Raw genomic sequence first — 20,177 nt, 5'->3', positions numbered from 1 at the left:
CAGACATACAAGAAGGGGCCCTGAGGCCCCTTCGTTTTTTTCATCTGCAGTCAGTGCCAGTCTCGTCAGGCTACCTTGCTGCTGCCTGCCAGGGTGCGGGCCAGCAACCCTTCCGGATTGTGGATGGCCTCCTTGGTCTTCACATCGATGATCTCGATGTCCTTGAATCGCTCCCGGTTCTTGATGGCCACGTCGTGGGCCAGGATGACGTAGCGCGCGTTGGCCACGTCTTTGGCGGTGATGCGGTTGATGATGCCGTTGGCGCCCTGGGTCTCGACTTTCAGCTTGATCCCCTGTTTGGCGGCCGCCTTTTGCAGGCTCTTGGCGGCGAGGAAGGTGTGGGCCACGCCGGAGGGGCAGGCGGTGATGGCGAGCACGTCCGCCTCACCCTCGGCCTCGATGGCCTGGTAGTCGCTGTCGGGCTGGCTCACTTCTTCATCCTCGGTCACCGGCTTTTTCAGCAGGTTGACGATGAGGGCCGTGGTCAGGGCGCCGAGCACTGTGCCCAGGATGTAGCCCATCTTGCCTTCCACCACCGGCAGCACTATCCAGCCGCCCCAGGGGGCGTGGTTGATGCTGTGCATCATGAAGCCGGTGATGTTGCCGACGATGCCGCCCGCGACGATTGCCGGGATGACGCGCACCGGGTCGGCGGCGGCAAAGGGAATGGCCCCCTCGCTGATGCCGATCATGCCCATGATGGCGGCCGCCTTGCCCGCTTCACGCTCCTCTTTCTTGTAACGACGGGGCGAGAGCAGGGTGGCCAGCGCCATGCCGAGTGGCGGCACGCAGATGGCGATGCCGACGCCGCCCATCAGCCAGGGTTGGGTGTTGACCTGGGTCTGGGCGAACAGGGTGGCGACCTTGTTGACCGGGCCGCCCATGTCGAAGGCGGTCATGCCGCCCAGGATGGCGCCCAGCATCACCTTGCCGGAGCCTGCCATGCTGGAGAGCCAGTGGTTCATCCCGTCCATCATGGCGGCGATGGGGGCGCCTATCACCCACATCACTATGCCGCACACCAGGAAGGTGCCGATCAGCGGATAGATGAAGATGGAGCCGAGCGAACTCATGGAATCCGGTAGTTTTATGCGTTTGAGCTGATTGACGATGAGGCCTGCGATGAAGCCCACCAGGATGGCGCCGAGAAAACCGGTGTGGAACTGCTGCACCGCGATCCAGGAGCCGATCATGCCCGGAGCCAGGCCCGGTTTGTCTGCCATGGAGTAGGCGATGTAGCCGCCGAGCACGGCGGTGAAGAGCGTCAGCCCCGCGATGCCCATGTCGGCCATGTCCTTGAGCACCCCGGCCTCGGGCACCGCGCCCTTGCCGCTCATCATCACCGACAGCGACAGCAAGACGCCCCCCGCGACGATGAAGGGGATCATGTGGGAGGTGCCAAACAACAGGTGCTGCTTGAGGGTGCCGAGCTGGGCCTTGATGCTGCGATCCTGGGGCTCAGGCACGCTGGGCTTCGCCAGGGCTTTGGCTTGTGGCCGCGGCTTGGGGTCGGGCTGGGCGCTGGTCAACAGGCTGAGCACCTCGGCCTTGCTGCTGGCCGCTTGCATCTGCGGGATGAAGCCTGGCTCAAGCAGCTTGGTGGAGAGCTCGGCCAGCACCTCGATATGGTGGTTGGCGCCCCCCGCCGGGGAGGCAATCATGAAGAACAGCTTGGAGGGCTGCCCATCTTCGGCGCCGTAGTCGATCCCCTGGCGGCTGATGCCGATGACGATGGCGGGGTGGAGTACTACCTCGCTCTTGGCGTGGGGCAGGGCGACCCCCTGCTCGAAGCCGGTGTTGTCGAGATTTTCCCGTGCCCAGAGGTCGCGCACGAACTGATCCTGATTGGCAATCTTGCCGCTGGCCTTGAGCCGGGCGGCCAGCTCGACAAACAGCCCCTGCTTGTCTTTGGCGGCGATGTCGAGGCAGATCAGTCCTTCATCTATCAACGAGGTGAGCATATGTGTCTCCTGGCTCCTTCGTGGAGCCGTTGCGATGGGTAACAATTGACCCGTCTATTGTTTCGCCCTTGCCGTCTCATCGAAATCGGACATATGTGCCCTTTACTGGATTTTTGTGTCAGTGCGCCGGGCCTGTGACCCTGCTCGCATTTTGGTTTCGAGAGGGGAGTCTGCCGGTCCGCATTTAATATCATTTAAAAACATATGGTTATTGTGGTTTTTGGAATGAGGGCCAAGGGGGCAAGGTGCCATCTGCCTCGCCGGTCAGCCACGGGGGATGGAGATTTGTGTGCTATTGCCACCCCCTGAAATGTGAGCCGTCTGGCAAAAATGCGGCTGGCGGGGGCGAGGGAAGGCGACTGCCGTCGCGGTTTGAGGCGGCCAAACCGGAGGCGCGCCCGAGCCGGCAGCAGGGGAATGGCGGTGAGAGTCATGGGGATAGGTGGCTGATATTGCTGCGCAATTGGAACGGGCAAGGGTGGCAAGCGCCCTTGCTCTGGCCCTGTTGGCCTGCTTGCAGGAGAGTCTTCACCCAATTTTTAGATTGGTTTATGGATAATCAATCGTTTATTTCGTTGGACAGTTGGGGGGATAGTGGTGTCACACTCTGTGAGCAGGTTGGCCAACAGTGCCGTCAGCCAGTGTGTAACCCTATTGATGTAAGGAGACATCCTGATGGAAAAACTTGACCAAGAGATCGACACCATGCGCCAGGAGTTTGAGTCACAAGGGCAGAAGCAGGCCCATGACAAGTGGCAGGCCAGGGTCGATGAACTGCAGCGGGAGCGTACCGAGGTTCCCCAGCCGGAAGCGGCAGAACACTAGCCTGCCGACGGCCATCATGGCTACCGGTTGCGCAGATAATAAAAAACCACCGCCCCGAGACAGGGCGGTGGTTTTTTTTCAAGCTTATCTCGGCCTTGCTCGGCTCTCTCAGACCGCGGGCCGGCAATGCCGGGCGGGGTCAGGCCGGGCTCGACTGCGGTTGCCGCCACATGCGGTACATGGTGTGGCAGTTGACGAACAGGAAGCTGACTTCGATCAGACTGCCCCCGATGGAGCCTATCAGTATGTTGTGGCTGGTCCAGCACAGGCCCCCCGCCAGCATGCTCAGCCGCAGCGTGATGCCCTGGGCGCGAAACAGTCCCCAGGTGCCTATGGTGGTACCTAGGATGGGCAACCACTGCACCGGGTTCGTGATCTGGGGAATGCCGAGCACCCAGACCAGGATCAGGAAGAACAGCATCACCCATGGGCTGCGGGTGTGCCCCGAGGCGGTGGTGCGAATGCAACTGAGGCCTGCGCTGAGGGCCGCCGTGCTGGCACCCATCAGGAAGAAGTGGAGGGCGATGGCCGCCTGATAGAGGCAAAGCCGCAGTCGAAAACGCCCGTCGTCCCGTTGCCTAAAGGCGCTGATCCCGACCAGCATGGCGGCAAGGCCGATGCCCTGCGCCAGGGGTTGTTGCTGGAACAGCGTCCAGAGCGGCATCAGCCCGCTCGGCTCGGCGCTCACAGGATGGGGCCCTTGCAGGGCGGCCTTGGCTGGCAGTCATTGTGTTGGCTGCGGGTCGGTTTGCCGCAGGCGAGCGCGACTGTGAACGCAACGGATAGGGTCAGGGGGTCATTCATGGGGGGCTTCTATCAGGGGGCCGTGGCCGGTGCGGAATCGTACCATGTGACGGCCGGCGCCCGTCAAGGCGCCGCGCTGCGGGAGGGCCAAGAGAGGGAGGCCAGGTCGGGATCTGGCACCAATGACAAGGGCCATCGATGATGGCCCTTGTCCGGTTATCGCTTTAGCAAGACAGCCGTCAGCAGCGGTTGCCGGCGCGGGCGACCCGGCCCTCGGCCAGCAGCCGATAGTGGCCGGTGGCGGCGGGGACGAAGGCGGACTGGCCCTTCTCCAGCCGCAGTATCTGTTCATCCTGCCTGAGCGTCACTGTGCCATCTATGGCAAACAGGATCTCGGCGCTGGAGGTAGTGAGGGCATGCTCACCGGCCGGGTAGACGCTGAAGGTGAAGTCCGGCACCGGCACCTCGAAGTGCTGCACCATGTTCTCGGTCATGCCCTCGACGCGGGGGGCAAGCAGGATCTGATCGTCGGGTTTGGCGACGCAACGGGTGCAGTCCAGCAGCTCGGCCACGTCTATGTACTTGGGGGTGAGACCGGCCCGCAGCACGTTGTCGGAGTTGGCCATGATCTCGAGGCCGGTGCCGCGCACATAGGCGTGGGGGGTGCAGGCATCGAGGAACATGGCCTGGCCCGGCTCGAGGGTCACCACGTTCAGCAGCAGCGGCGAGAAGAGCCCCACATCCCCCGGGTACTGGGCGGCCAGGTTGGCGATGAGTGCGAAGGTCTCTTCGTCCTGATGCTCGCTGGCATAGGCCAGCAGGCCCGTCAGGGCGGCTTCCTTGCGTGCGCCTGCCAGGATCAGCAGCTGGTGGAAGAAGTGCTGCAACCCGGCTTCGTTCTGGTTGGCGGCGAGGGCCGCGACCAGATCGGCGATGGCCGCCAGCTTGACCCGCTCGAACAGTGCCAGGATGGCGGGAATGGCGCGAAAACCGTTCATCGCCTGATAGGGGGTGAGGGCAAACACCAGCTCCGGCTTGTGGTTCGGATCCTTGTAGTTGCGATTGCTCGCCTTGGCGTCGATGCCGGCGGCCTCTTCCTTGGCAAAGCCCGCTTCGGCCTGCGCCTTGCTGGGATGCACCTGGATGGAGAGCGCCTTCTCGGCACAGAGCACCTTGAACAGGAACGGCAGGCTGCCGAAGCGGGCGACGGTGGCCTCGCCCAGCACGGCGCTGGGGGCGGCCTCGATAACGGCGGAGAGCTTCTGTGCGTTGCCCGCCAGGTTCACCTCGGAGCAGCCGTTGGGATGGGCGCCCATCCACAGCTCGGCCTGGGGTTTGCCGTCCGGATTGGGGATGCCAAACAGGGTGGTGAGGGCGTCATGGCTGCCCCAGTCATAGCCTTGAATCGGGTTTTGCATCAACAGGAAGGAGGGCAGATCTCGACTGCTCATAAGGGACGCCTCATTGAGTTTGAAGAAAGTGGTTTGCAGAAAAGGGTGGAATTGACGGTCCGGCCCGGACTATAACATGGGCGACCTTTGCCGCCGCAATCGCTTGCCTCTCTCTTGATCGGGATCATCATGTCACTCATCTTCAGCCAGCTGCTCGACGGCGCCCTCCACGAACAGGTTCCTTTCGAGCAGATCTGGTTCGCCAGCGAACAGGGGGTTCCACCCGGCTTCAGCTATCAGGTCAACTTTCCCCGCCTCGAACTGGTGTTCAGCGGCGAATACCACAACCAGGTCTGGGACAAGGAGCTGGGCTGCAAGGAGATCAGCGTACTGCCGGGGCAGGCGCTCTACATCCCCCCCAACGGCTGGAACAAGCCGCAATGGACCACCGACTGCTCGGTGCTGAGCCTGCTGTTTGGCAAGCGCCAGCTCGGCTTCAGCCTGGTGAGCAAGCGCCGGGAGGACCCCGACTTCTTCGATGTGCAAAAGCACAGCATCATGGCCAGGGCCGGCCATGTGCTCGAACACATCTTGGCGGCGCTCAACGTGCTGACCGAGGATCCCGGCCGCTCCCCCACCGACAACCACCTGCTGCAGGCGCTGCTCACCAGCGCCCGCCAGCTGCTGGCAGAATCCGCCGCCGAGCGGCCCAGGGGAGCGGATCTGTTTCACGGCATCTGCATCTACATTCAGGAGAACTTTCACCGCCCCGTCACCCGGGACTCCATCGCCCACCGCTTCAACGTCTCGGCCAGCCATCTCTCCCACCTGTTTCGCGAGCAGGGCCACATGCGGCTGGCGGATTACATCAGCTGGGTGCGGATCGACAGGGCCAAGTTCATGCTGAAAAAGTACCGCTTCCGGCTGGAGGAGGTGGCGAGCCGCTGCGGTTACGGCGATGTGAACTATTTCTGCCGGGTGTTCAAGCAGAAGACCGGGCTGACCCCGTCCCAGTACCGCTCCCTGAGCCAGCCCCAGGGGCAGCCGGAGGATCTGGCGGGATGAGGACGGATGCCATTGGACCCGCATCGGCGCTGGCGCCGGCGGGCCTCGCCGTGTGCCGGATGCGCACGGACAGAGCGCACTGTGATCCAGTACTCGACTATGGTCGGACATGCACGCTCGCCATTTGATTATGAAAATGGATGGGCTAAGATGGCCGCGCGCAACGATCAGATTTATAACAAACGGAAGTTAGGAGATGCCGATGGAAAGCAAAGTAGTTATCCCGACCCAGGGTCAGAAAATCACAGTCGATGCCAACGGCAAGCTGAAGGTTCCCAACCACCCGATCATTCCGTTTATCGAAGGGGATGGCATCGGTGTGGACGTGACCCCGGCCATGTTGAGTGTGGTGAATGCCGCGGTCGAGAAAGCCTACAAAGGCGAGCGCAAGATCGCCTGGATGGAGATCTATACCGGCGAGAAATCGACTCATGTCTATGGCGAAGGTGCCTGGCTGCCGGCCGAAACCCTGGATTTCATTCGTGAATACTGCGTGGCCATCAAGGGCCCGCTGACCACCCCGGTCGGTGGCGGTATTCGCTCCCTCAACGTGGCCCTGCGCCAGGAGCTGGATCTCTACATCTGCCTGCGCCCGGTCCGTTACTACGAAGGGACCCCGAGCCCGGTCAAGCGTCCCGATCTGACCGACATGGTGATCTTCCGCGAGAACGCCGAAGACATCTACGCCGGCATCGAGTGGAAGGCGGACAGCGATGAAGCCAAGAAGGTCATCGCCTTCCTGCAAAACGAGATGGGCGTGAAGAAGATCCGCTTCCCCGAGTCCTGCGGCATCGGCATCAAGCCGATGTCCAAGGCCGGGACCGAGCGTCTGGTCCGTGCCGCCATCGAGTACGCCGTCGACAACGATCGCGACTCAGTGACCCTGGTGCACAAGGGCAACATCATGAAGTTCACCGAAGGTGCCTTCAAGGATTGGGGCTATGCCCTGGCCCAGAAAGAGTACGACGCCCAGTTGATCGACGGCGGCCCCTGGTGCTCCTTCAAGAACCCGAAGACCGGCAAGACCATCATCGTCAAGGACGTCATCGCCGATGCCTTCCTGCAACAGATCCTGCTGCGCCCGGCCGAGTATGACGTCATCGCCTGTATGAACCTCAACGGTGACTACATCTCCGACGCCCTGGCCGCTCAGGTCGGTGGCATCGGCATCGCCCCCGGCGCCAACATTGGTGACGGTGTGGCCCTGTTCGAGGCGACTCATGGCACCGCGCCCAAGTATGCCGGTCAGGACAAGGTCAACCCAGGCTCCCTCATTCTCTCCGCCGAGATGATGCTGCGCCACCTGGGTTGGGTCGAAGCGGCCGACCTCATCATCAAGGGCATGGAAGCGGCCATCGCCAACAAGACGGTCACCTATGACTTCGAGCGACTGATGGAAGGCGCCACCCTGCGCTCCTGTTCCCAGTTCGCCCAGGACATGGTCGACCAGATGTAATCGGGTTTCCCAAAAGCAAAACCGGCGCCATGAGCGCCGGTTTTTTTATGGGTGACAGACGAAGGCTCTTGCCTTATTGCGCCTGCTCTATGTGTTGTTGATAACGTTGCTGCCACTTGCTGCTCTCGGCTTCGTCGCCCTGGGCCTGCCAGAACTCGCAGATGGAGTTGGCGAGTTCGGAGGCCATGGCGTGATCGCCATCGCGACGGCTCATCAGATATTGTCCCAGCCAGCTTTGATACTGTTTCATTGCCCGATCTCCTTATCTAAGGTGCCCTTGGTGATTGCCCTCTGGCCGAGCGAACTCGCCAGATATGACTCAACCAGGTCACTTGTTGTGCTGCGCGACTGCTCGTTGTTATCACCGGATTGGGTAGTGATCTCGCCGGATATGGGCGTCAACGGGGCGCAGATGTCAAAAAACGGCCCCTATCGTATCACAAAATAACCAACTTGGGGGGATTGACGGCAGGGGGAGGGGCGTGGGTGCCGGCAGATCTTGGGTAAAGAGCATGCCATCTTGCTGATCCCAGAAGAGAAAAACCCGCCAGGGTGGCGGGTTTTGCGGCTTAAAAAAGATCAGATGTTGGCGGTGGCGAGGTATTTTGCCATCTCCTCCGCCGGCACCATGCCGCCGCCGGTGGCCCACACCAGGTGGGTGGCCTGTGCCATGCGCAGGGCATCCAGACCGCGGGATGCCTGCCACTCGCCATCGGCGCTGACCCGCCAGGGGCCCGGCATGCCGGCGAGGGCGGAAGGCTCGAGGCGGATCTGCTCATCCCTGTCCAGCAGCCCCAGCAGGTCATACATCTCCTGATCGCTCAGGGTGTAGAAGCCATCGAGCAGCCGTTCCATGGCGCGGCCGACGAAACCGGAGGCGCGCCCCACCGCGAGGCCATCGGCGGCGGTGAGGTTGTCGATCCCCAGATCCTGTACCGCGATCTGATCGTGCAGGCCGGTGTGCACCCCGAGCAACATGCAGGGGGAGTGGGTGGGCTCGGCGAAGAAGCAGTGAACGTTATCCCCGAACGCGAGTTTCAGGCCAAACGCCACCCCGCCCGGGCCGCCGCCCACTCCGCAGGGCAGGTAGACGAACAGCGGGTGCTCGGCATCCACCTCGATGCCCATCTCATCGAACTGCTTTTTCAGCCGCTCACCCGCCACCGAGTAGCCGAGGAACAGGGTGCGGGAGTTCTCGTCATCGATGAAGAAGCAGTTGGGATCGCGCTCGGCCTCCTTACGCCCCTGCTCCACGGCGACCCCGTAATCCTCGACGTATTCCACCACTATGACCCCGTGTTCGCGCAACTTGCGCTTCTTCCACTCCCGCGCATCGGCGGACATGTGCACGGTGACGGTGAAGCCGAGCTTGGCGCTCATGATGCCGATGGACATGCCGAGGTTGCCGGTCGAGCCCACGGCGATGCTGTACTGGCCGAAGAAGCGGCGGAACTCATCACTGAACAGCTTGCTGTAGTCGTCGTCTTCGCGCAGCAACCCGGCCTTGATCGCCAGCTGCTCGGCATGGGTCAGCACCTCGTAGATGCCGCCACGGGCCTTGATGGAGCCGGAGATCGGCAGGTGGCTGTCTTTTTTCAGCAGCAGCCGGCCGGTGAGGTCAACGCCGTAACGCTCATTGAGAGTTGCCTGCAGGGCGGGGATGGCCGCGACTTCGGACTCCAACATGCCCTGCATGGCACGGGTCTCGGGGAAGGCCTGGCACAGGTAGGGGGCGAAGCGGGCCAGGCGGGCTGAGGCGTCTGCGACGTCGCGTTGATCCAGCCCCACGTAGGGCAGGCCGGCCGCCAATGTGGTGGCATTGGGGTTGAACCAGGTCACAGGCTCGAGAGAGATCAGCGTCTGAACCAGCGGGTACTGAGAGATGAGCTGCGCAATGTCGGTATTTTTCATGGGATGTCTCTGTCTTTTACACGATATAGGAGAGCAGGAAGGTGCCGGCCAGCGCCATCAGGGAGGCGAGGAGGGTGGCACTGGTGTAGTACTTGAGCGTTTCGTTCAGGGTAGCGCCGCAATACTGCTTCACCAGCCAGAACAGGGAGTCGGTCACCATGGTGCAGCCGATGGCGCCTGAGCCGATGGCGAGGGTCATGATCTCCGGGCTGATGTTCGGGTAGTGCACCATGATGGGGGCGACGATGGCGGTGGCCCCCATCATGGCGACGGTGGCGGAGCCGACGGCGGCGTGCAGCACTATGGCCACCAGCCAGGCCAGCAGTATGGGGTGCATGTCCAGCTGGGAGAGGATGGTGGCGAGGCTGTCCCCCAGGCCACTGGCCTTGAGCACGCCGTTGAAGGCGCCACCGGCCCCGATGATGAGCAGTATGTTGGCGATGGAGGAGAAGCACTGCTCCGTCTTGTCCAGCAGCCCTTCCATCTTCATGCTCTGGCGGATCCCCAGCACGTAGTAGGCGGTGAAGGCGGCGATGAACATGGCGGTGATGGGGTTGCCGATAAACTCCAGCAGGGTATAGAGGATGGAGCTCTGATCCATGTTCAGCTCGGCCACCGTCTTGGCCAGCATCAGCAGTATGGGCAGCAGCACGGTGAAGAGGGAGGCGCCGAGGGAGGGGAGCTCGGCCTCATCGCGCGCCTCGATATTCGCAAAGGCGGCGGGCACGCTCTTGAACGGCACCCGCTTGCCCAGCAGCTTCAGGAACAGGGGGCCGCCGACCAGGGAGGCAAAGAGCCCGACCGCGAGGCCGTAGACGATGACGGATCCGATATCGGCTCCCAGCTGATTGGTGACATAGAGCGCGGCCGGATGGGGCGGCACTATGCAGTGCACGGCCATCAGGGCGGTGCAGAGCGGGATGGCGAGCGTCAGCAGCGAGGTGTTGGTCTTGCGGGCGATGGAGAAGGCGAGCGGGATCAGCAACACCACCCCCACCTCGACGAACAGGGTGATGCCGCACACCAGGCCGACCAGCACCATGATGACCTGAGGCGACAGCCAGCGGCACTTCTGCAGGGTGAGGCCGATGCGCTCGGCGGCGCCCGAAACCTCCATCATCTTGCCGAGTATGGTGCCAAGGCCGATGACGGCGGCGAGGAAGCCCAGGGTGCCGCCTATGCCCTCCTCCATGGCATTGACCATCTTGACCGGGTTCATCCCCATCATGGTGCCGACATAGAAGCTCGCCAACAGCAGGGCGAGGAAGGGGTGGATCCTGCCCTTCACTATGGTGAAGACGATCAGGATGATGCTAGTCAGCAAGGTACCGACGACCCACATTTCAGAATTCATACTGCGCCTCGACAAGGGTGATAAGAGATGAACGATGGGCCTATTGAACGGGAATGGCGCCGGGCTGACAAATGATGAAAATGGCGTCTTGGATGCGCTGGGTTGATGCAAAGGTGCCACATTCATCACATTTAGCTGTGGATCTGTGACTTGGATTCGGTTGCTTCATCCTAAAGCGGGCTTTCCGGGATATCATGACGGCGATCTTTAGCCGGTGATGGGGAAGGCGGATGTATACCGAAGACAACTATGTATCGAGAAACAAGCTGCTGAGCGGCTATCAACTCTCCAAGCTGCACACCTTCGAGGCGGCGGCCCGTCACTGCTCCTTCGCCCTGGCGGCGGATGAGCTGGCGCTCAGCCCGAGCGCGGTGAGCCACCGGATAGGTGCGCTGGAAGAGGAGCTTGGCTTCAAGCTGTTCCAGCGTTTTCACCGCAAGGTGATGCTGACGGCGGAGGGGCAGCGGATCTTCTGGGCGCTCAAGTCCTCGCTGGAGTTCATCAATCAGGAGATCCTGGAGATCAAGAATCAGGAACTGTCCGGTTCCCTGACTGTCTACTCCCGCCCCTCCATCGCCCAGTGCTGGCTGGTGCCGCGGCTCGCGGACTTCTCCCGCCTGCATCCCCAGATCGATCTCAACATCATGACCGGCAACGAGAACGTCAACCTGCACGGTTATGGCATCGATCTGACGATCTATTTCGACGACAAGATGCCGGAGCGGCTCGCCATCCACCCGCTGATGGATGAATACATGGTGCCGGTATGCAGCCCCGACTATGCCGAGCAGCATGGGCTGCTGGATAACCCTGACAACTTATCTCGCTGCCGCCTGCTGCACGACAGGCAGGCCTGGGGGTACGACTCCGACACCGACGAGTGGTGCAGCTGGGCCCGTCAGGCCGGGATCTCCCTCGACGGCTGTCAGTCGAGCATGGGCTTCGATCGCTCCGATCTCGCCATCATCGCCGCCATGAATCACGCCGGGGTGGCCATGGGCCGCAAGAACCTGGTACGCCAGCGGCTGGAGCGCAACGAGCTGGTGGAGCCCTTCCCGGGCAGGGAGGTGCGCTGCGAGCAGCGTTACTACATGGCGACGCTCCCCAACCGCCAGTGCCCCAAGATCCAGGCCTTCATCGACTGGATAGGCGCCCAGGCCGCGATGGCGTGCTGAGTCGGAGGGCTGCAAGGTGGGGTATTCCTGTGGCGGGGCTGGCTGACTCGCCGCGGTTTATTTCTATCCGGGGGCGGATAATGCCCTCGGTATTCGCAGTGGATGGCAGACTGACATGAGTCGGGAGAGATCTGGTGTTTTATCATCCCCCGGTGCTTGGATGACTCCATGCTCATTTATCGGATCGACGAATATCCTGGCTGAGGATCTGACCGTGATTAACCAAGGCTGAAGAAAATAATGTCTAGCTGCCCTCTTTTTCAATAACGACAACAGTGTGAATTAACGGCAACGAATAATGGTCATGATGTTGTCAAGCCTCCTGCTTGCACTATAAAATCATTATGTTGTTATCGAGCGGACATGCTATTCTCAAACTGTGTTATCCCTGTGACATACAAAAATAATTCTGTGAGGAAGTAATGAACGAGTTTCTGAAAGTTCTACTGAACATTCGCAGCTTGCGTGCTGCCATTCGTGAACTGCCGTTTGAGCAACTGCAAGAAGCGAAAGAAAAGTTTGATCTGGTATATAACGAGCGTGCCGAGTCTGTTGAACAGGAACGTGCCGAGCAGGAAGAGCGTCAGCGCAAGCTGAGCGAATTTACCGAGATGCTGCAACAAGCCGGTATCGACCCGCGTGAGCTGATCGGCAGCGTCGCTGCCCCGGCAGCCGCTGGCGCAGCCAAGAGCAAGCGTGCTCCGCGTCCTGCCAAGTACAAGTATCAGGAAGATGGCCAGGAGAAGACCTGGACCGGTCAGGGCCGTATGCCGAAAGCCATTGCCGAGCAGGTTGCGCTGGGCAAGGATCTGAACGACTTCTTGATCTGATTGTCTGGATCCGCTTGTCAATAATGCCGCCCAATGGGCGGCATTATTATTTTTGGGATAATACAAAATCACCCCCATGGCGCAGCTGCGCTATTTTCGCCGGCATATCTGGATCTGCATGATCATCTCGATCCAATAAAGAAGATTCCCCCTGCTGGAAGCAATGGGATCAATCCTGATCCCATCATTGCCGACCACTTGAAGTTGGACTCATACAGCCCATTTATTTTCACCTATGAAACTCGCAGAAGCATGTGACGGACCCCCTCATCGAGGAAATGAGAGGGCACTCTTTCAGTCAGACTTCTTCGTTCTCCCCGAGATGCTGTCCGCGTGGCCATAAAGGCATTAACTCATGTCAGGTTATTTAACTCGGGTTATCGCTGGTCTATTTGACCCTCGACGACTGGCGATATGCGCAGCTTGTCTGGGGGATAATGATGGCGGCTATTTAATGCAGGGATCTGGAGCGATCCCTGGCATTAACAAATAAGCGGTCGATTAACTGACCGGCAACGCCTCTTCGCGGCGGGTCGACGGCGAGCTTGTCCCCTGGGATTGCCGGCGAGCCTCGACGGCATCGGCCAGCATGGCCAGCAGCGTCTGGCTGTCATCCCAGCACAGACAGGCGTCGGTGACCGACAGGCCGTACTGGAGTTCACTCAGGGGGGCCGGTTTCTGGCTCCCCCCCTGCAGGAAGCTCTCGACCATGACGGCGGCGATGGCCTCGCTGCCCTCGCTCAGCTGGCGGCAGAGCTCCCCGGCGACCCGGATCTGGTTCTTGTGCTGTTTCTGGCTGTTGCCGTGGCTGCAATCCACCATCAGTCGATGGTTGAGTCCCTGCCGTGCCAGCCGTTCGGCGGCATCCATCACATCGCTCTGGTGATAATTGGGCAGGGTACCACCGCGCAAGATGATGTGGCCGCTCGGATTGCCCTCGCTCTTGATCACCACTATGCCACCCTGGCTGCCGGGGGCGGTGAACAGATGGGAGGCCTCGCTGGCCTGGATGGCATCGATGGCCACCTGGATATTGCCGTCGGTGCCGTTCTTGAAACCGACGGGACAGGGCAGGGCCGAGGCCAGTTGCCGATGTACCTGAGACTCGGTGGTGCGGGCGCCTATCGCCCCCCAGCTGATGAGATCGGCCAGGTAGAGGAAGCTGGTGGTATCGAGAAACTCGGTGGCGGTGGCCAGTCCCAGCCGGTTGATGTCGAGCAGCAGCTGGCGCGCCAGGCACAGACCCTGGCCGATGTCGTTGCTGCCATCCAGATGGGGGTCGAATACCAGACCCTTCCAGCCGACGGTGGTGCGTGGTTTCTCGAAATAGGTGCGCATCACTATCAACAGCCGGTCCTGATAGGCCTCGGCGAGGCGTGTCAGGCGCCGAGCATAGTCGAGCGCGGCGAGGGGATCATGGATGGAGCAGGGGCCGATCACCACCAACAGGCGATCGTCTGCACCGGTCAGGATCTGACGAACCTGGTGACGGTGCTGGTCAATCTGCTCCGCCATCTCGGCAGGGCAGGGATGCTGTGCCAACAGGTCGGCAGGAGTGGGGAGCGCCTCCACCGCGAAGGCGCGCATTACCGAATTCAAAACTGCCATCTGGGATTACCTTGCTGTGCAAATGGGGTCGATGAGGTACCTGCGAAACCCGGACGCCGGATCAGGCGGCGAGGGACGCTGACACATCACTATTTGTTGAGAGTGATTATCATTATCTTGTTGTCAGTCTCAAATGCAAGCACTAGAACGAGGATCACCAGAATGGGGGGGAGGGGGTAAAAAGGGCAGAAACCGGATTGCAATCGGGCCCGATCCCGAATGGGAAAAGGCCCGATAACCATAAGAAAAATAAGGCGTTATCAGCTATCCATCACGACATGGCGATCCTGATGGTAGGCGTCCTCATCCTTGCCGTGGCGCCAGTAGGGCACCGCATAGACCTGGGAGCGATCCACCTCCAGCGCGCGTCTGACATGACGGCGCAGCGGCACCACCAGCCCCTCTTCCCCACCGAACCAGAAATAGCTCTGCTCAGAGGCCATGGGCAGGGCCGTGAAATAGTTCACCAGGGGCTCGGTCTGGTCGGGAGTCCCGACAAACCAGCGCAGGCTGACACCGACGGGCAGCGACAGATCCTGCACATCTTCTCTATGGGGCACCAGCAGCGCGATATGGCCCCGGGCTTCGGCCGGCATCACCTCTGCCATGGCGCTGATGGCGGGCAGGGAGGTGAGATCCCCCGCCATGTAGTAGTGCAGGGCCGGCTGCAGCATGGGATCCGGGCCACCGGGGCCTGAGATGGCGAGCAGATCGCCAGGCTGGACCCGCAGGGCGAAGCGGCTGGCCGGGCCGGCATCGCCGTGCAGGGCGAAGTCGATGTCCAGCTCCAGCGCCTCACGCCGGAAGGCGCGGATGGTAAAGGTGCGGAGGATGGGTTTCTGGCTCGGGTCTTCCCAGCGGGGCCCCTTGGGGGTCGGGGTCGGCAGCACGGCATGGGGCTGGCCCGGCTGGGGCAGCATGATCTTGACATGGGCGCCGCCACAGCTGAAGGGGTAGTCGGCCAGCTCAGGGCTGGTCAGACAGACGCGGCGCAGATGGGGGCCCACATCATGGACCTGTTTGACTGTGAGCAGGCGAGGGCGATTGACCGGGGCGGGCTGTGACATATGAGTACTCCTGACAGGCAATGGCGCTCATTCTTCATCAAATGAAAATTATTATCAATTGGTTTGTGGGTGAGAAGGGTGCCACGGCCGGGAGGGATATTTACCCCGGCCGTGGCACAGAGAGGCGGCTGACTAGCCCCGATCGCTCCCCCCCAGCGCCTGGTAGATCCCGGCCATGGTGTTGAGCTGGCTCTGCTGTTGGGTCAACAGGCTGAGCTCGGCATCCCACAGCCGATTCTGCTCATCCAGCCAGGGCTGTACCCCGGTGGCACCGGCCTGGAAGCGGGCCCGGGCCAACCGCTCGGCCTCCCTGGCATAGCTCAGCTGCTGCCCCAGATAGCGCAGCCGCTGCTCGCCCTGATGGCGGGCGGCCAGCCCATCCTCCACCTCCAGCAAGGCGCCGTAGAGCTGCTTGCGAAACTCGGTCTCGGCGATCTGGTAATCGACCTCGGAGCTGGCGATGGAGAGCTTGGTCTTGTTGTACTCGAGGAAGGGCAGGGCCAGGGTGGCCCCCAGGGTCCCCACCGGATTTTGCAGCACCTGGGTCAGGGTGTCCGAGGTGGTGCTGGCGCTGCCGGTCAGGCTGAGGCTGGGGTAGAAGCTGGTGCGGATCTCGTCCCCCCTGGCCAGCGTCTTGCGCAGCCGCAGCTCGGCGGCCCGCACATCGGGGCGCCGGGCCAGCACGTCGGCCGGAATGCCGACCGCCAGCGATGGGATGGGGCTGGTCGTCAGGGCGGCCGGGATGAACTCCAGCGGACCGCTGCTGCGGCCGAGCAAGAGCCGCAGGGCATTGCCAGCCTGCTCCCGCTGCAGGACGAGGGAGGCGAGCTCCGCCTGCTTGCCGGCTTTCTGCTGGCCGGCCTGCACCAGATCGAGCCGGGTAACGGCACCGGCGTCATATTTGGCGCGGGTCAGCTGCTCGGCGCGGCCGTAGTTGGCGAGCTGGCGCTCGCCGAGGGAGATGGCCGAGCCGAGATAGGCCAGCTGCCAGTACTGCTCCAGCGCCTTGCCGATCAGCATCAGACGGGTGGCCGCCAGATCCTGCTCGCTGGCCTGGGCCTCCCAGCCGGCCTGATCCCGGACCGAGGCGAGTTTGCCCCACAGATCCACCTCGTAACCCAGGTTGAGAGAGGGGCCCAGATTGCGGCTGGTCACGCCGGTGCCCATGTTCTTGTTGCCGCTGACCCCTATGCTGGCGTTGACCGAGGGGGTGAGATTGGTGTCGGCCAGGCTGGCGCTAAGCAGGGCGTTCTTCAACCTGAGCCCCGCCACCTGCATATCCGGGTTGGCGGCCAGCACGGCATCGACCAGCCGGTCGAGGGCGGGATCCTTAAACCCCTGCCACCAGAGGCCCGCCTGCTGCTGGGTGAGCCCCTCGTCGGCCTGCTGCCAGCTCGGCGCCACGACCAGATCCGGTTGGTGATAGGTGCTCTGCTGACTGCAGGCGCTGAGGACAAGGCCGGTGGCGAGGCAGAGCGCTGGTCGCGATAAGAGGCTGCGGCCCTGTCTGGATAAGAGGCGGCGCCTCTGTCTGGACAACTTGTGCATCATCATTCCCTCGCCAGCGCCTCGACCGGATCTAGCCGGGCCGCGTTGCGAGCAGGCAGGTAACCAAACAGGATCCCGATGAGCGAGGAGCAGCCGAAGGCCATCAGGATGGAGAAGAGTGAGAAGTGCATCTGGAAGCTTTCCACTATCAGTGAGAACACGAAGCCGATGAGCAGGGCCAGGCCGATGCCGAGCAGGCCGCCCAGCAGGCTGACCATCACCGCCTCGATCAGGAATTGTTGCAGTATGTCGGACTGGCGGGCGCCGACCGCGATGCGGATCCCGATCTCCCGGGTGCGCTCCACCACAGACACCAGCATGATGTTCATCACCCCGACGCCGCCGACGATGAGCGAGATCACCGCGATGGCGGAGACCAGCAGGGTCATGGTGGCGGTGGTCTTCTCCACCGACTTGATGATGCTGTCGCTGCTGAAGGTGAAGAAGTCCTTCACCCCGTGGCGTTGGGTCAGCAGCGCCACGGCGGCCTGCTCGGCCAGGGCGGGCTGGATCCCGTCCCTGACCCGGATGGTGATCTGGCTGAAGTGGTTCTGGGAGATGAGACGGCTCATCACGGCGCTGTAGGGCAACCAGACGGTGACCGACTGGCTGCTGCGGCCAAAGCCGGTCTCCTGCGCCACCACGCCGATGATGCGCACCGGCAGGGTGCCGACAAGCACCACCTGGCCGATGGGGTCCTCCTTGCCGAGCAGACTCTCTATGGTCTTGCCATCCACCACGGCCACCGCCGTCCGGCTCTGGATATCCCGCTCATCGAACAGCCGGCCCTGGGTGAGCGTCATCCCCTTGACCCGGAAGAAGTCGCTGCCGACCCCGACCACGTTGCCACTGCTGGTCTTGTTGCGATAACGCAGCTGACCCGAGGTCGCGATCTGGGGACTGGCCCCCTCCAGATAGGGCTGGCCGAGCAGGGCGTCGAGATCCCGCTCGTTCAGGGTCTGGATGCTGGCCGCCTTCTCATCCCCCCAGTCCTTGCCGGGGAAGATGTCGATGGTGTTGGTGCCCATGGCGTTGATGTCATTGATCACCTTGGCGCGGGCCCCCTGGCCGAGGGCGACCACGCTGACCACGGCGGCGATGCCGATGATGATGCCGAGCATGGTGAGGAAGGTGCGCATGCGGTGTGCCAGCATGGCATGCAGGGCCATGCGGCCAGCCTCCCGGTAGCGATCCCAGCCCTGGCTGCCCCGTTTGGCGATGGACGTCGCAGGCTGGCCGGCGGCGTGGGTCGGCATAAGTTTGCGCTCCTCCACCGTCTCTGCGGGCAGGGGGAGACCAGGCTCGGCCTGGTCTCGGGCCGTCGTCGTCGCGGGCTGGCCACTGTCTTCCACTACCCGTCCATCGCGCAGGGTGATGATGCGATCGGCGTGGTTGGCCACCGCCATGTCGTGGGTCACCAGGATGATGGTGTGGCCCCGGCCATGCAGCTCCTTGAGGATGGCCATCACCTCCTTGCCGCTGTGGCTGTCGAGGGCCCCGGTGGGTTCGTCGGCCAGGATCACCTCGCCGCCATTGGCCAGCGCCCGGGCTATGCTGACCCGCTGCTGCTGCCCGCCGGAGAGCTGACCCGGCCTGTGGTGGCTGCGATCGCTCAGGCCGAGGCGGGACAGCAGGGTGCGGGCCCGCAGCTGGCGTTCGGGGCGCGAGGTGCCGGCGTAGATGGCCGGGATCTCCACGTTGGCGGCCGCATCCAGATGGGGCAGCAGGTGATAGCGCTGGAAGATGAAACCGAAGTGATGGCAGCGCAGACGGGCCAGGGCGAGGGCATCCAGCTGGGCGGTGTCCTGCCCGCGGAACAGGTACTCGCCCGAGCTGGGGCGGTCGAGGCAGCCCAGCAGGTTCATCAGGGTGGACTTGCCGGAGCCGGAGGCGCCGACGATGGCGACCATCTCCCCCGCCTGGATGCAGAGATCCAGCGGGTGCAGCACCGTGACCTCCTGCTCCCCGCTCTGGTAGCGACGCTCTATGCCCTTGAGCCGGATCAGGGGCTCGCTCACGGCCTCATCTCCCCGTCATCGTCCTGGACGGGCTTGCCCTGCTCCAGGGTGACCTTGTCCTGCTCGTTCAGGCCGCTCACCACCTCGATCTTGATGTCGTCCTTCATGCCGGTCTTGATGCGGCGGGTCTCTTTCTGCTCGTCCTCCTTGAGCAGGCTGACCTCATATTCGTTGTCCCCCAGCTTCTTGCCGAGGGCGGTCTGGGGGATCGCCAGCACCTGCTTGCGTTCACCCAGCACTATGGTGACCTGGGTCGTCATGGCGACCCGCAGCTGATGGTCCGGGTTGGGCACATCGAACAGGGCGTAGTAGTAGACGGCCGCGTTGCTGGTCGCCGTGCTGCTGGCGGTCTGCTCGTTGATATTGGTGGGGGCCAGCTCGACCGTGCGCAGGGTGGCGTGATAGCGGGTATCCGGATCCCCGATCAGGGTGAAATAGACCGGCATGCCAGCCTTGACCTTGGTGACATCGGCCTCCGAGATCTGGGCCTTGACCGTCATGGTCTCCAGGTTGGCGAGCTTGAGCAGAGTCGGCACCGTCTGGCTGGCGGCCAGGGTCTGGCCCTGGCGGGTCACGATGGAGACGACTGTCCCATCCATGGGGGCCTGAATGCGGTTATAGCCCAGCTCTGTCTTGGTGCGATCCACCTTGATCAGGGCGCTGTCGACGTCGGCCTGGGCACTCTGCAGCTCGGCCCGGGTGACCGCCAGCTGCGCCTCGGCACTCTCCAGATCGGCCCGGGAGCTCGCCTCCTGCCTGAACATCTGCTGCTGGCGGCGCCAGGCCAGCTCGTTCTGCTTGAGCTGCGCCTGCTTGATCTTGAGCTGAGCACGGCGGCTGGCCAGATCCGCCTCGGCGGTCTTGAGGTTGTTCTGGGCGATCAGGGGATCTATCTCCGCCAGCAGGTCTCCCTGCTTGACGTGCTGCCCGGCTTCTACGGCCAGGTAGGTTACCTGACCCGAGACCTGGGCACCCACATCCACCTGCTCGATGGCTTGCAGGACACCGCTGGCCAGCACGGTCTGCTCCACGTCCTGGCGGATGACGGAGGCGGTCAATACCGGGGCCTGCGTCTTGCTGGGCCAGGCCAGCCAACCGATGATGGCCAGCAGAATGAGGACGAGCAGGACGAGCTTGCCCTGCTTGGGGAGTATTTTCATTTATCACCTGAACGAAACGTGCGAAGCCGTGCAAGGGCAATATCCTGCAGCAAACGGCGCTGAA

At 62.5% G+C, this 20,177-nt stretch carries 16 protein-coding genes; 5 read left to right on the top strand and 11 right to left on the bottom strand.

The genetic code is table 11. The features are described 5' to 3' along the window. Nucleotides 1-65 precede the first annotated feature (65 nt). On the bottom strand, nucleotides 66-1,961 hold the full coding sequence (locus EL255_RS14860) for a PTS fructose transporter subunit EIIC (protein WP_042653869.1): 1,896 nt from the start codon (nucleotides 1,959-1,961) through the stop codon (nucleotides 66-68). 675 nt (nucleotides 1,962-2,636) lie between these two features. On the opposite strand from EL255_RS14860, the gene EL255_RS14855 reads away from it, so the two are divergent. Next, complete coding sequence (locus EL255_RS14855) at nucleotides 2,637-2,786, top strand: hypothetical protein (protein WP_126623382.1); 150 nt, start codon at nucleotides 2,637-2,639, stop codon at nucleotides 2,784-2,786. A gap of 139 nt (nucleotides 2,787-2,925) precedes the next feature. On the opposite strand, the gene EL255_RS14850 is transcribed toward EL255_RS14855, so the two are convergent. Both EL255_RS14850 and manA read right to left on the bottom strand, forming a co-directional pair. After that, nucleotides 2,926-3,474 carry a YgjV family protein gene (locus tag EL255_RS14850; RefSeq protein WP_084228359.1) on the bottom strand — a complete coding sequence of 183 codons (549 nt, stop codon included), beginning with the start codon at nucleotides 3,472-3,474 and terminating at the stop codon, nucleotides 2,926-2,928. Nucleotides 3,475-3,769: 295 nt separating this feature from the next. Further along, nucleotides 3,770-4,981 (bottom strand): mannose-6-phosphate isomerase, class I, encoded by a 1,212-nt coding sequence (gene manA / locus EL255_RS14845; protein ID WP_042653867.1) that lies wholly within the window; start codon nucleotides 4,979-4,981, stop codon nucleotides 3,770-3,772. A gap of 129 nt (nucleotides 4,982-5,110) precedes the next feature. Between manA and EL255_RS14840 the strand changes: the two genes are divergently transcribed. Then, on the top strand, nucleotides 5,111-5,986 hold the full coding sequence (locus EL255_RS14840; RefSeq protein ID WP_042653866.1) for a helix-turn-helix transcriptional regulator: 876 nt from the start codon (nucleotides 5,111-5,113) through the stop codon (nucleotides 5,984-5,986). A gap of 202 nt (nucleotides 5,987-6,188) precedes the next feature. Then, on the top strand, nucleotides 6,189-7,442 hold the full coding sequence (gene icd / locus EL255_RS14835) for an NADP-dependent isocitrate dehydrogenase (RefSeq protein ID WP_042653865.1): 1,254 nt from the start codon (nucleotides 6,189-6,191) through the stop codon (nucleotides 7,440-7,442). A 73-nt stretch (nucleotides 7,443-7,515) separates the two neighbouring features. Here the strand turns inward: icd and EL255_RS14830 are convergent, their stop codons facing one another. The 3 genes from EL255_RS14830 to dsdX form a co-directional block, all read right to left on the bottom strand. Beyond that, nucleotides 7,516-7,692 (bottom strand): hypothetical protein, encoded by a 177-nt coding sequence (locus EL255_RS14830; protein WP_126623380.1) that lies wholly within the window; start codon nucleotides 7,690-7,692, stop codon nucleotides 7,516-7,518. A gap of 329 nt (nucleotides 7,693-8,021) precedes the next feature. Next, on the bottom strand, nucleotides 8,022-9,353 hold the full coding sequence (locus tag EL255_RS14825) for a D-serine ammonia-lyase (protein ID WP_042653864.1): 1,332 nt from the start codon (nucleotides 9,351-9,353) through the stop codon (nucleotides 8,022-8,024). Between the two features lie 16 nt (nucleotides 9,354-9,369). Next, nucleotides 9,370-10,707: a D-serine transporter DsdX gene (dsdX, locus tag EL255_RS14820; protein WP_042653863.1), complete on the bottom strand. Its 1,338-nt coding sequence runs from the start codon at nucleotides 10,705-10,707 to the stop codon at nucleotides 9,370-9,372. 230 nt (nucleotides 10,708-10,937) lie between these two features. On the opposite strand from dsdX, the gene dsdC reads away from it, so the two are divergent. After that, on the top strand, nucleotides 10,938-11,882 hold the full coding sequence (gene dsdC / locus EL255_RS14815) for a DNA-binding transcriptional regulator DsdC (protein WP_042653862.1): 945 nt from the start codon (nucleotides 10,938-10,940) through the stop codon (nucleotides 11,880-11,882). Between the two features lie 422 nt (nucleotides 11,883-12,304). Further along, nucleotides 12,305-12,712 carry an H-NS family histone-like protein gene (locus tag EL255_RS14810; protein WP_042653861.1) on the top strand — a complete coding sequence of 136 codons (408 nt, stop codon included), beginning with the start codon at nucleotides 12,305-12,307 and terminating at the stop codon, nucleotides 12,710-12,712. Nucleotides 12,713-13,213: 501 nt separating this feature from the next. Here EL255_RS14810 and EL255_RS14805 read toward each other — a convergent pair. The 5 genes from EL255_RS14805 to EL255_RS14785 form a co-directional block, all read right to left on the bottom strand. Continuing rightward, the gene (locus tag EL255_RS14805; RefSeq protein ID WP_042653860.1) at nucleotides 13,214-14,320 is read right to left on the bottom strand and encodes a 3-deoxy-7-phosphoheptulonate synthase; all 1,107 of its coding nucleotides are present in this window, start codon (nucleotides 14,318-14,320) and stop codon (nucleotides 13,214-13,216) included. Nucleotides 14,321-14,580: 260 nt separating this feature from the next. Continuing rightward, complete coding sequence (locus EL255_RS14800; protein WP_042653859.1) at nucleotides 14,581-15,387, bottom strand: siderophore-interacting protein; 807 nt, start codon at nucleotides 15,385-15,387, stop codon at nucleotides 14,581-14,583. 132 nt (nucleotides 15,388-15,519) lie between these two features. Then, nucleotides 15,520-16,935 (bottom strand): efflux transporter outer membrane subunit, encoded by a 1,416-nt coding sequence (locus EL255_RS14795; RefSeq protein WP_042653858.1) that lies wholly within the window; start codon nucleotides 16,933-16,935, stop codon nucleotides 15,520-15,522. Nucleotides 16,936-16,937: 2 nt separating this feature from the next. Then, nucleotides 16,938-18,953: a MacB family efflux pump subunit gene (locus EL255_RS14790; RefSeq protein WP_042653857.1), complete on the bottom strand. Its 2,016-nt coding sequence runs from the start codon at nucleotides 18,951-18,953 to the stop codon at nucleotides 16,938-16,940. Beyond that, nucleotides 18,950-20,113 (bottom strand): efflux RND transporter periplasmic adaptor subunit, encoded by a 1,164-nt coding sequence (locus EL255_RS14785; RefSeq protein ID WP_042653856.1) that lies wholly within the window; start codon nucleotides 20,111-20,113, stop codon nucleotides 18,950-18,952. The genes EL255_RS14790 and EL255_RS14785 overlap by 4 nt, the downstream gene beginning before the upstream one ends. Between the last annotated feature and the right edge of the window lie 64 nt (nucleotides 20,114-20,177).

It is taken from the genome of Aeromonas encheleia, assembly GCF_900637545.1.
GTDB lineage: Bacteria > Pseudomonadota > Gammaproteobacteria > Enterobacterales > Aeromonadaceae > Aeromonas > Aeromonas encheleia.
The sequence above is the reverse complement of the archived record's forward strand: the minus strand, read 5'-3'. Positions and strand labels throughout refer to the sequence as shown.